Origin of the sequence: Actinocorallia libanotica (genome assembly GCF_039525175.1) — a bacterium.
Taxonomy (GTDB): Bacteria; Actinomycetota; Actinomycetes; order Streptosporangiales; family Streptosporangiaceae; genus Actinocorallia; species Actinocorallia libanotica.
The window spans coordinates 1-10792 of the sequence record NZ_BAAAHH010000078.1; the positions used below are offsets into that span (position 1 = coordinate 1).

Consider the following 10792-nt stretch of genomic DNA (forward strand, 5'->3'; position numbering starts at 1 on the left):
CGCTGCTGGGGGCGCTGCTGCTGGCGGTGGACTTCCGGGCGGCGGCGGTGGCGGCGGCGCTGGCGCGCAGCGCCCCGGCGACGGCGGCGATCAGGGTGCGGGGGCTGAAGGGCCGGGGCACCGTGCGCTTCTCGGCGGCGGCGCGGCCGGGCGGCGCGGCGGCGGTGGGGCCGGGCGGGACGACGCCGATGACCGGCGCGGGCCGCGCCGCGTCGGTGACCCGGCGCCGCAGTTCCGTGGGGGTCAGCGGCGGGGGGAGCTCGGAGAGGTCGAGGACGACGACGTCGGGGCGGGACTCGGCGATCGCGTGGAGGACGCGGGTGCGGTCGGGCTCGACGACGACGTGGTAGCCCTCGCGGGCGAGGTACAGCCGCTGGAGGGCCGCCACGTCGGGGTCGTGCTCGACGACGAGGACGGTGCCGCCCGACTCGGGGGTGGCGATCTCAGTGCTCCTCGGGGTCGGCGGCGGTGGGGTGCTCGCCGCGGTCCAGGGACTTCCACAGGGCGGCGGGGTCTTCGGCGCGCACCCGCCCGCCCGCCTTGGACCCGCGGTCGTAGCGGGCCGACATGCCGGGCCAGCGGTGGCCGCGGACGGCGGTGAACACGCCCGCCAGGACGGTGAGGACCCCGCCCGCCGCCGACCACAGGGGCCAGGCCGTCGTGGTGACGGTGTGGGGGTCGGCGGCGTTGAAGAGCGCGGAGGCCTCGGCGGCGGCGCGGGCGACCGAGGCGCCGTCGGCGGCGGCCAGGGAGAGCGCGCAGACCGCCGCGCCCAGGAGGGCCAGGAGGACGCCCACGAGGATCCTGGCGCGGCCGCGGGTGGCCGCCAGCGCGGCGAGGGCGGCCAGGGACGCCCAGCCGAGCGACCCGGTGGCGGCGAGCGCCTCACCGGCCACCTGGAGGTTCTCGGCGCCCTGCGCCGCCGGGTCCACGGTCGCCCAGGTGCGGCCGGAGGCGTAGACGACCAGGACGGCTCCCGCCGCGCAGACCCCCGCGGCCAGGAGCGCCTCCCGGCCGCGGGAGGCGGGCTTCGCACCGGCCTCCCGCGCGGGCGCGGTCATTCCGGGCGGCTTCCCACGACGGCCCCGAGGTCGTCGGCGTCCCAGCAGGTGCGGTCGCCGGTGTGGCAGGCCGCGCCGACCTGGTCGACCTGGACCAGCACGACGTCGCCGTCGCAGTCGAGGGCCGCGGACTTCACCCACTGGGAGTGCCCGGAGGTCTCGCCCTTGATCCAGTACTCCTTGCGGCTGCGCGACCAGAACGTGCAGCGGCCGGTGGTGAGGGTGAGGTGCAGCGCCTCGTCGTCCATCCAGCCCATCATGAGCACCTCGCGGGTGTCGTGCTGCTGGACGATCGCGGGGACGAGTCCCTCGTCGTTCCGCTTCAGGCGGGCGGCGATCTTCGGGTCGAGTGCTGTGGAGTTCGGGGCCGCGGGCCCTTGCGCTGACATGCCCTCCATTCTGCCGCCTCCGCTCCCCCGGCGGGCACCGGGAGGCGCCGGACGCGCGAAGCCCGCCCCGGGTCGACGGGACGGGCTCATGTGATGTACCGGCTGAGGGGGGACTTACAGGGGGCGGACCTGGTCGGCCTGCGGGCCCCGGGTGCCCTGGGTCACCTCGAACTCGACGCGCTGGGCCTCGTCCAGGCTGCGGTAGCCGGAGCTCTGGATCGCCGAGTAGTGGACGAAGACGTCGGGTCCTCCGCCGTCCACGGCGATGAAGCCGTAGCCCTTCTCGGCGTTGAACCACTTCACGGTGCCCTGCTGGGGCATGGTCTTTCTCCTTGCGGCAAAACACGGCGCCACACCTCGTGGCCCCACCACGGCCTACACGGGGGGTCTTCGCCCCCGGGTACCGTCCCCGGGAAAGCCAAGACGCCCGCTGTCATCGTCCGCGCGGGCGCTTTACCACCGGTAAACACTTGAACGAACCACGACTGCAACCGCCGAGGGGAGAATAGCACCGCCCCGACAAGATCCGCGAGGGGGAAAACCCCTGCTGGGTAAGGGATTTTCCCCTGCTCACCGAGACCGGCGACAGGACCATAAATTCGCGGCGTATCCGGACGAATACTAGGCAAATCGATCGCCCGTCCCCGCACAGGACACGCCCCTGGTCACATGGCGCTCACGACACGGCCTCAGGTCCGCATCGGGACGTACGGGCCTCGCGTCACATCCCGCGCTGCGCCGTCCAGGAGGCGTGCAGGTCGGCGTACACGCCGGGCACCGCCACGAGCTCGGCGTGCGGCCCGCGCTGCACGATCCGGCCGCGGTCGAACACCAGCACCTCGTCGGCGGCCTGGGCCGTGGACAGCCGGTGCGCGATCGAGACGGCGGTGCGGCCCCGGGTCGCCCCGTCGAGGGCGCGCTGCAGCCGCACCTCGGTGGCCGGGTCGACCGCGGAGGTCGCCTCGTCCAGCACCAGCAGGTCCGGGTCGGCCAGGTAGGCGCGGGCCAGCGCCACCAGCTGGCGCTCGCCCGCCGACAGCGACTCGCCGCGCTGCCCGACCGGGGTCGCCAGGCCCCGCGGCAGGCCCGCCAGCCAGTCGCCCAGGCCGAGCTCCTCCAGCGCCGCGGCGATCTGCTCGTCGGTGGCGTCCGGACGCCCGAAGCGGACGTTCTCCGCCAGCGTGGCGTCGAAGAGGAAGCCGTCCTGCGGGACGATCACGACGCGCTCGCGCAGCGAGGAGAAGGCGACCTCGCGCAGCGGCACCCCGTTGATCCGCACGGTGCCCTCCACCGGGTCCATCAGCCGGGTGAGCAGCTTGGCGAAGGTCGTCTTGCCCGAGCCGGTCTCCCCCACCACCGCGACGCGGGTGCGGGGGGCGATCTCCACGTCCACGCCGTGCAGCACCGGCGGCCCCGCCGGGTAGGCGAAGGCCACCTCCTCGAAGCGCACCGCGACCGGGCCGCGCTCCAGCGTCCGCCCGTCCTCCCCCGGATCGGCGACGTCCGGCTCGGTGTCCAGCACCCCCAGCACCCGGCGCCAGCCCGCCACCGCGTTCTGCGCCTCGTTGAGGATCTCGGTCGCGGTCTGCATCGGGCTGACGAACAGGGTGACCAGGAACATGAACGCCACCAGCTCGCCGGCGCTGAGCGTGCCGCCCACGCCCAGCAGCACCCCGCAGACGACCACGGCCGCGGTGGCGACCGCGGCGACGACCTCGCTCAGCGGGAACGTCATCGCCACCAGCGCCTGCGCCCTGGTCTGCGCCCGCTTGCCGCGCTCCACCGCCCGGTCCACCCGCTCGGCGGTCCGCTCCTCGGCCGCGTACGCCTTGATCACCGAGGCGCCGACCACGGCCTCGCCGACCACCGCCAGCAGGTCGCCCATGCGCTCGCGCACCGTCAGGTAGGCCTTGGAGATCCTGCGCTGGATGAGGCGCAGCCCCAGCGCCAGCGGGACGAACGACACCCACACCAGCAGGGTCAGCTGCCAGGAGTAGACGGCCATCAGGCCGGTCACCACCAGGACCTCGGCGGTGGAGACCAGCAGCATCAGCCCGCCCCACTGCATGAACTGGCTGATCTGGTCGACGTCGGCGGTGACCCGGGAGACCAGGGCCCCGCGCCGCTCGGTGCTCTGGGTGAGCATCGACAGGTCGTGCACGTGCCGGAAGGCCCTGACCCGCAGCGACGCCAGCCCCGTCTCGGTGCTGCGGTACAGCCGCACGTTCATCAGGTAGGCGGCCACCGCGGTGAGCAGGACGGCGACCGCGCACACTCCCACCGCCGTCCGGACGTAGCCCAGGTCGGGCCCGCCCGCGGCGCCCAGCCCGTGGTCGATCACCTGCTGCACCGCGACCGGGATCACCACCCGGCCCGCCGTGGCCACCAGCGCCAGCGCCAGCGTGAGCGCCAGGCCGCGCCGGAACTCCGGGGTCATCCGCAGCCCGCGCCGCGCCGTGGCCAGGGCGCCCTCGTGCAGGACCGCCTCGTTCAACATCGTCATGCCGTCACGTCCTCGTCCGCGGCCCGCGCGCTCCGCTGCGCGCCCCCGGCCTGTTCGTCCCGCTCCTGCGCGTCCTGCTCCTGCTCGGCCTGCTCGTAGGCGTTGACGAGGTCCCGGTAGCCGGGGGAACGCTCCAACAGCTCGGCGTGGGCGCCGCGGCCCGCGACCCGGCCCCGGTCCAGGTGCACGACCTCGTCGGCCAGGGCGATGGTGGCCTTGCGGTAGGCGATCACCACCACGCTGGAGCGGGTGTCGCGCAGGCCGCGCAGGATGCGCGCCTCCACCCGCGGGTCGACGCTGGAGGTGGCGTCGTCCAGCACCAGGAGCCGGGGGCGGCGGGCCAGGGCGCGGGCCAGCGCCAGGCGCTGGCGCTGGCCGCCGGACAGGGTGGCGCCGCGCTCGCCGACCCGGGTGTCCAGGCCCTCGGGCAGTCCGGAGACGAAGCCGTCGGCCTGGGCCAGGCGCAGCGCCGCCCACAGCTCCTCGTCGGGCAGGTCGCGGCCCAGCAGCAGGTTGCCGCGCACCGTGTCGTCGAACAGGAAGGTCTCCTGGGGCACCAGGGACACCGAGCCCGCCACCTGGCCGGGCGCCAGCTCCCGCACGTCCACGCCGTCGAGCAGGACGGCGCCCTCGGCGGGGTCGACCAGCCGGACGAGCAGCGCCGCCAGGGTGGACTTGCCCGAGCCGGTGGGGCCCACGACCGCCACGGTGCGGCCGGGCTCGACGGTGAAGTCCACCCCCTCCAGCACCTCGCCCCCGGCGTCCTCGCCGTAGCCGTACCGCACGTTCTCGACCCTGAGCCCGCCCGCCCCGGCGGCGTCCAGCCCGGCGGCGCCGTACGGCAGGGAGCCCTCGGCGTCCAGGACCGCGCGGACCCGCTCCCAGCCGACGACGCTGCGCGGCAGCTCGGCCAGCACCCAGCCCAGCGCCCGGATCGGCCAGGCCAGCAGGGTGAACAGATAGCTGACCTGGACCAGCTCGCCGTAGTCGATCGCCCCGGAGTCCAGCCGCACCGCGCCGACCAGCAGCACGGCCAGCACGCCCAGCCGGGGCAGCGTCTCCATCACCGGGTCGAACAGGCCGCGGATCCGCCCGACCTCGATGTTGGCGTCGCGCAGCCGGCGGGCCTGGGCGGCGAACCGCTCGGTCTCGGCGTCCTCCCGGCCGAGGGTCTTGACCACCAGGCCGCCCTCGAAGCTCTCGTGGGCGACCTCGCTGACCTGGGCCCGCAGCTGCTGGGCCAGCGCCGCCCGGGGGCCCAGGCGCCGCTGGTAGAGGTAGTTGAGCACGGCGACCGCGGGGAAGATCAGGAAGCCGATCAGCGCCAGCGGCAGGTCGACCGCCAGGATCGCCGCGGCCGCGGTCACCAGCATGAAGACCACCCCGACCGCCATCGGCAGCGGCGCGATCGGCGCCCACACCGCCTCGACGTCGGCGCCGGCGTTGGACAGCAGCTGGCCGGTGGGGTGGCGCTGGTGCCAGGCCAGCGGCAGCTCCAGGTACCTGCGGGTCACCGCGCGCCGGTAGGCGGCCTGCATCCGGTACTGCATGAGGCCGGCCCAGAACCGCCGGCCCGCCACGCCCAGCGCCTTGAGCACCGCCACCCCGACGATCGCCGCGGCCGCCGCGATCAGCGCGCCCCCGGTGGCGTCGCCGCGCTCGAACGCCGGGAGGATCGCCTCCTGGGTCACCCGCCCCAGCACCCAGGCGCTGGCCACCGTGGTGCCCCCGTACAGGGCGCTGGCCAGCACCGACAGGGTGAACACGAGGGGTTCGGCGCGGATGGCCACGCCGAGTACGCGCATCCCCGCGCGCAGGATCTGGGGGTCGACCCGTTCCGGCACGAAATATCTCCCAATGTGAACAACAGCGACCCCCATGCCTACCACCGGAGGCCGACAGTTATTCCCGTATCAAAAGGCACTTGCCCCCGCCGTCCTCGCCTGCGCATGCTGGCTGGGTGGATGCCAACGTTATTCACCCCGTCACCACGCTGCACGGACAGCTCCAACGCGGCCTCGGCAGGGCCGCGCGGCGCGCCGCCGAGATCCGGGGCTCGGGCGAGTTCGTCTACGACTGCATACGCAGGGATCCACGCTGGGACCGCCAGATCGAGTCGCGCAGCCTCTATTACGCACGATTGCTCGTGGATCTGGAGCTGCCGGTCCATCCGGTCGCGGACCACCTGTTCGCCCCGGAGGACGACTCCTCCGCCGACGACTGGCGCGTCTCCCTGGCGATCGACGTCCTGGCCGACCTCGTCCGGCTGAGCAGGCGCGAGGCCGCCACCCCGCTGCGGCGCTACGCCCAGGAGGGGGCGCAGTGGTTCGAGGCGCTGGACGCCCTGGTCTCCCTGGGCGATCCGGCGCTCGTGCACGGCCTGGGGCCGGTCGCGGCGGCCCGCTGCGACGAGGACGACCTGCACTGGCTCGTCGACGATCCCGGCAACCCGGTCATCCGGCAGTGGGCCTCGGAGCACACCGTGATCGCCGACGCGGTCCGCTCGCGCCGCTCCAGCCCGCCCCCGCACCCCCGGGAGCAGCACCGCCCCACCGGCTCGGACGGCGAGCTGGCCGCCCTGGTCCACCAGCGCTCCGACGCCTCGGTGGAGGCCATCTTGGAGCTGGGCCGCCGCCGCAGCCCCGCGCTGCTGGACCTGGCCGAGGAGTTCCTGCCCGAGCGGCCCAGCCGCTGGCGCGGCGTCATCTGCCGGGCGCTGCGCGAGTACGGCGCCGAGGCGCTGCCCCGGGCGCGGGCCTGGGCGGGCGGGGTGCCCGGCTGCGCCGAGATCGGCATCGACATCCTGGCGCGGCACGGCACGGCCCGTGACGTGCCGATCCTGCTGGACGACCTGTCCGAGGCGCTGGCGTCGGGGAGCTGGGGCGCCGCGGCCAGCCCGGTGGAGGGCCTGGGCAGGCTGCGCGCGGGCGCGGCCGTCCCGCTGCTGAAGGACGCCTGGTCGGCCACCGAGTACGCCTACCTGCGGCCCAGGCTGCTCACCGCGCTGCTGCGCACCGCCCCGCACACCGCCGAGGCCCACGCCACCGAGGCCCTGTGGGACTGCGAGGACGACGCCCGCCGCATCGGGGCCGCCGCCGCCCCGCTCACCGAGGACAACCGGCTGCGGCTGCGCCGGCTGGCCGCCTGCGCCGCGGAGGAGCCGGGCGTGGTCTCGGCCGCCGTGGACCGGACGGAGCCCTGAGTCCCGCGTCTCCCGCGCGAACCCCCGGAAGATCGTCGCCAGGTGTCGGCCGGGGGGCGGCTCCTCCTCCCCGAGGGAGGTGCGAAGTGGTCCCGCAGGGCGATGTCCGGGCGGCCGGGCCGCCCCTACACTGCTCGCATGATCTCCTCCAAGACGCGCCTCCTCCTGGCCACCCCCCTGCTCGCGCTGGCCCTGGCCACGACCGCGGCGTGCAGCAGCGAGAACGCCGACTGCAACATCGCCCAGGGCAAGTGCACCGTGACCTTCGACCGCGGCGTCAACGCCAAGGCCGAGGTCCTGGGGGTGAACGCCGAGTTCGTCTCCGCCACCGACACCACCGTCACCCTGAAGATCGGCGGCCAGGAGCTGACCGTGCCGCTGGACAACGAGCAGTCCTCCGGCGAGTTCGACGTCCGGGTGCAGTCCATCACCCAGGAGCAGGTCGTCGTCGAGATCACCACGAACGTCGGCGGCTGAGGCCGCTCAGGAGAGCCGCCGCGCCGGCCGCGGCGGCCAGCCCGTCCGCCTCAGCGCACCGGGTGCCCGGCTCCCCTGATCGCGTCCTTCACCTCGGAGATCTTCAAATCGCCGAAGTGGAAGACCGAGGCCGCCAGCACCGCGTCGGCGCCCGCGTCCACCGCCGGGGCGAAGTGCTCCAGCGCGCCCGCGCCGCCGCTGGCGATCACCGGCACCGAGACCACCTCGCGGACCCGGGCCAGCATCTCCAGGTCGAAGCCGTTCTTGGTGCCGTCGGCGTCCATGGAGTTGAGCAGGATCTCCCCCACCCCGAGCTCCTGGGCCTCGCGCGACCAGGCGATCGCGTCGATGCCGGTGCCCTTGCGGCCGCCGTGGGTGGTCACCTCGAAGCCCGAGGGGGTGTCCCCGCCGCGCCGGGCGTCCACCGACAGCACGATGCACTGCGAGCCGAAGCGGTGGGCGGCCTCGCGCAGGAACTCCGGCCGGGCGATCGCCGCGGTGTTGATCGACACCTTGTCCGCGCCCGCCCGCAGCAGCCTGTCCACGTCCTCGACCGCGCGCACGCCGCCGCCCACGGTCAGCGGGATGAACACCTGCTCGGCGGTGCGCCGCACCACGTCGTAGGTGGTGGACCTGTCGCCGGACGAGGCGGTGATGTCCAGGAAGGTCAGCTCGTCGGCGCCCTCGGCGTCGTAGCGGCGGGCCAGCTCCACCGGGTCGCCCGCGTCGCGCAGGTTCTGGAAGTTCACGCCCTTGACGACACGGCCCGCGTCCACGTCCAGGCAGGGGATCACTCGGATGGCGACGGTCATGTGAGCAGCTCTCCCGCGTAGGCGTCGACCTCGACCTCGACCAGCATGCGCGGGTCGATCAGACCGGCCACCAGCAGGAGGCTGGAGGCCGGGCGGACGTCGCCGAACAGGGAGCCGTGGGCGCGTCCCACGGCCTCCGCGTGCTCGGCGCCCGTCACGTACATGCGTGTGCGCACCACGTCCTTGGCCGACAGGCCCAGCCGCTCCAGCGACCACAGGGCCACCTGGAAGGCGGTGCGCGCCTGTTCGTAGGCGTCGCCGACGTGGACGACCTCGCCGTCGACCACGGAGGTGCAGCCGGCGACGAAGGCCATGTCCCCGGCCAGCACGGCGCGGGAGTAGCCGAACGCCTCCTCCCAGGGGCCGCCGGACGAGATGCGTTCGATCATCGAACGGTCTCCAGCGCCTCTTCCAGGGTGAAGGCGCCCGCGTACAGCGCCTTGCCGACGATCGCGCCCTCGACGCCCTCGGGCACCAGGGCGGCCAGCACGCGCAGGTCCTCCAGGGAGGAGACGCCGCCGGAGGCGACGACCGGCTTGTCGGTGCGCCGGCACACCTCGCGCAGCAGCTCGACGTTCGGGCCGCGCAGGGTGCCGTCCTTGGTGACGTCGGTGACCACGTAGCGCGGGCAGCCGTCCTCCTCCAGGCGGGCCAGCACCTCCCAGAGGTCGCCGCCCTCCTGCGTCCAGCCGCGGGCGGCCAGGGTGGTGCCCCGCACGTCCAGGCCGACGGCGATGCGGTCGCCGAACTCGGCGATGATCTTGCGGCACCACTCGGGGTTCTCCAGCGCGGCGGTGCCGATGTTCACCCGGGCGCAGCCGGTGTCCAGGGCGGCGCGCAGCGAGTCGTCGTCGCGGATGCCGCCCGACAGCTCGACCTTGACGTCCAGCCGGCCGGTCACCTCGCGCACCAGCTCGCGGTTGGAGCCGCGGCCGAAGGCGGCGTCCAGGTCGACGAGGTGGATCCACTCGGCGCCGGCGCTCTGCCAGGCCAGCGCGGCGTCCAGGGGGGCGCCGTAGGAGGTCTCGGTGCCGGCCTCGCCCTGCACCAGGCGAACGGCCTGGCCATCGGCGACGTCAACGGCGGGAAGAAGCGTCAGGGTCATGGCCCACCACCTTACCGGCCGCGCGCTGACCGGCGGGAACGCCCGGGGCCCGCGGGGGCCTTCAGGCCGCGGGCCGGTAGCGCTGCTCCCGGGTGGCGCTGCCGATGTAGCGCAGCACGCTCCGCAGCGCCGCCCGGTTGACCCGCTCGGGCACCGCCTCCCAGCCCTGGCGGATCGTCTGGCGGCGCATGGCGAAGACGATCTGGTCCCGCGGGCCCCAGGGGATGCCGAAGCGCTCGCGGACGATCTCCGGCAGGCAGCCGAAGGCCGACGACCGGGCCGACGGCTCGGCCACCAGGGAGGCGAGCCTGCCCACCGGCGCGGGCGCGCCCGGCAGCACCGAGACGCCCCGCCCGTTCAGGGCGATGTCCAGCGCCCGCTCGGCGACCGGGTTGAGGGCCAGGTCCTCCACGCAGATCCGGTGGAACTTCGCCCGGAACGCGGTGTAGTCGGCGGGGACGGGCCGCATGCTCATCCCGTACCGCTCGTACCACTGGACGGTGTCGGCGTAGAGCCGCTCCTCCTCCTCGGCGGTGAGGGTCTCGGGGTGGAACAGCTCGACCGACCGGAAGACCTCCCAGGTGAAGGTGGCGTGCGCCCACCAGAAGGTCTCGGGGTCCAGCGCGTGGTAGCGGCCGGCGCCCTCGCCGCCCTTGATCCCGGTGTGGAGGTCGCGGACCCGCACGGCCCGCGCGGCGGCGTCCGGCTCGAAGATCGTCGCCCAGATCTGCGGGATCGACCGGTAGATGCGCCCGAACGGGTCGTGGAAGAAGTCCGAGTGCTCGCCCACGCCCGCCCCCAGCGGCGGGTACAGCAGCTGCATCATCCCCGCGCTCGTCCCGGGGATGAGGACCCTGAAGTCCCCCGCGTACCTGCGCAGCATCGAACCGGTCCCGGCCATGGCCCACCTCCACCAAGCAAGTGATGGCTCACGACGGTACCGGAAGTGAGACAAAGAATAAAGAGTGTCTCAATGTCGCACGGATCGGCGCCGGTCAGCGCCGGTCGAAGAGCAGGAAGAGCCCCACCGGGAAGACCAGCGCGGAGACGACCAGCACCCCGAACCGCGCCATCGGCGGCGCCCCCAGCAGCCAGGCCGCGCCCTGGACGCCCAGGAACACCGCCGCGGCGACCGCCGCCCGCCTGCGCCTCCTGCGCGCGGCCGGACCCGGAGCCGCCTTCGGCAGCAGCCCGCGCGCCCCGCTCCACCGCGCGCGCCGCCGCGCCTCCCGCTCCGCCCTGG

General features: G+C 74.5%; 13 protein-coding genes. 2 read left to right on the forward strand and 11 right to left on the reverse strand.

Translation table 11 applies throughout. The features are described 5' to 3' along the window. The 6 genes from ABD140_RS39120 to ABD140_RS39145 form a co-directional block, all read right to left on the reverse strand. Positions 1-388 (reverse strand): response regulator (locus ABD140_RS39120; protein ID WP_486303358.1); only part of this gene is annotated, 388 nt, incomplete at its 3' end. Positions 389-443: 55 nt separating this feature from the next. Further along, positions 444-1061 (reverse strand): Trp biosynthesis-associated membrane protein, encoded by a 618-nt coding sequence (locus ABD140_RS39125; RefSeq protein WP_344247986.1) that lies wholly within the window; start codon positions 1059-1061, stop codon positions 444-446. After that, a complete protein-coding gene (gene hisI, locus ABD140_RS39130; RefSeq protein ID WP_425544211.1) occupies positions 1058-1459 on the reverse strand; it encodes a phosphoribosyl-AMP cyclohydrolase in 402 nt (133 codons plus the stop codon). The genes ABD140_RS39125 and hisI overlap by 4 nt, the downstream gene beginning before the upstream one ends. Before the next feature lie 105 nt (positions 1460-1564). Then, on the reverse strand, positions 1565-1771 hold the full coding sequence (locus ABD140_RS39135) for a cold-shock protein (protein WP_106398542.1): 207 nt from the start codon (positions 1769-1771) through the stop codon (positions 1565-1567). Positions 1772-2171: 400 nt separating this feature from the next. Continuing rightward, a complete protein-coding gene (locus ABD140_RS39140) occupies positions 2172-3953 on the reverse strand; it encodes an ABC transporter ATP-binding protein (RefSeq protein ID WP_344247992.1) in 1782 nt (593 codons plus the stop codon). Beyond that, entirely contained in the window at positions 3950-5758 is a 1809-nt protein-coding gene (locus ABD140_RS39145; protein ID WP_344248008.1) for an ABC transporter ATP-binding protein, read from the reverse strand. The genes ABD140_RS39140 and ABD140_RS39145 overlap by 4 nt, the downstream gene beginning before the upstream one ends. A gap of 155 nt (positions 5759-5913) precedes the next feature. Between ABD140_RS39145 and ABD140_RS39150 the strand changes: the two genes are divergently transcribed. Then, entirely contained in the window at positions 5914-7155 is a 1242-nt protein-coding gene (locus ABD140_RS39150; RefSeq protein WP_344247994.1) for a hypothetical protein, read from the forward strand. A gap of 138 nt (positions 7156-7293) precedes the next feature. After that, complete coding sequence (locus ABD140_RS39155) at positions 7294-7632, forward strand: hypothetical protein (protein WP_344247996.1); 339 nt, start codon at positions 7294-7296, stop codon at positions 7630-7632. 50 nt (positions 7633-7682) lie between these two features. On the opposite strand, the gene hisF is transcribed toward ABD140_RS39155, so the two are convergent. From hisF to ABD140_RS39180, 5 genes are all read right to left on the reverse strand, one after another. Beyond that, positions 7683-8444 (reverse strand): imidazole glycerol phosphate synthase subunit HisF, encoded by a 762-nt coding sequence (hisF, locus tag ABD140_RS39160; protein ID WP_344247998.1) that lies wholly within the window; start codon positions 8442-8444, stop codon positions 7683-7685. Next, a complete protein-coding gene (locus tag ABD140_RS39165) occupies positions 8441-8833 on the reverse strand; it encodes a RidA family protein (protein ID WP_344248000.1) in 393 nt (130 codons plus the stop codon). Before ABD140_RS39165 ends, hisF begins: the two co-directional genes overlap by 4 nt. Then, entirely contained in the window at positions 8830-9549 is a 720-nt protein-coding gene (gene priA, locus ABD140_RS39170) for a bifunctional 1-(5-phosphoribosyl)-5-((5-phosphoribosylamino)methylideneamino)imidazole-4-carboxamide isomerase/phosphoribosylanthranilate isomerase PriA (protein ID WP_344248002.1), read from the reverse strand. The genes ABD140_RS39165 and priA overlap by 4 nt, the downstream gene beginning before the upstream one ends. Positions 9550-9610: 61 nt before the next feature. Beyond that, complete coding sequence (locus ABD140_RS39175) at positions 9611-10450, reverse strand: oxygenase MpaB family protein (RefSeq protein ID WP_344248004.1); 840 nt, start codon at positions 10448-10450, stop codon at positions 9611-9613. 94 nt (positions 10451-10544) lie between these two features. Beyond that, positions 10545-10792, reverse strand: a 248-nt coding sequence (locus tag ABD140_RS39180; RefSeq protein ID WP_344248006.1) for a hypothetical protein, incomplete at its 5' end; no start/stop codon positions are given.

Excerpts from the sequence above, each read along its gene's own strand:
- ABD140_RS39125 (WP_344247986.1), bottom strand. The coding sequence starts at position 1,061 with ATGACCGCGCCCGCGCGGGAGGCCGGTGCGAAGCCCGCCTCCCGCGGC.
- hisI (WP_425544211.1), bottom strand. The coding sequence starts at position 1,459 with ATGGAGGGCATGTCAGCGCAAGGGCCCGCGGCCCCGAACTCCACAGCA.
- ABD140_RS39135 (WP_106398542.1), bottom strand. The coding sequence starts at position 1,771 with ATGCCCCAGCAGGGCACCGTGAAGTGGTTCAACGCCGAGAAGGGCTAC.
- ABD140_RS39140 (WP_344247992.1), bottom strand. The coding sequence starts at position 3,953 with ATGACGATGTTGAACGAGGCGGTCCTGCACGAGGGCGCCCTGGCCACG.
- ABD140_RS39145 (WP_344248008.1), bottom strand. The coding sequence starts at position 5,758 with ATGCGCGTACTCGGCGTGGCCATCCGCGCCGAACCCCTCGTGTTCACC.
- ABD140_RS39155 (WP_344247996.1), top strand. The coding sequence starts at position 7,294 with ATGATCTCCTCCAAGACGCGCCTCCTCCTGGCCACCCCCCTGCTCGCG.
- hisF (WP_344247998.1), bottom strand. The coding sequence starts at position 8,444 with ATGACCGTCGCCATCCGAGTGATCCCCTGCCTGGACGTGGACGCGGGC.
- ABD140_RS39165 (WP_344248000.1), bottom strand. The coding sequence starts at position 8,833 with ATGATCGAACGCATCTCGTCCGGCGGCCCCTGGGAGGAGGCGTTCGGC.
- priA (WP_344248002.1), bottom strand. The coding sequence starts at position 9,549 with ATGACCCTGACGCTTCTTCCCGCCGTTGACGTCGCCGATGGCCAGGCC.
- ABD140_RS39175 (WP_344248004.1), bottom strand. The coding sequence starts at position 10,450 with ATGGCCGGGACCGGTTCGATGCTGCGCAGGTACGCGGGGGACTTCAGG.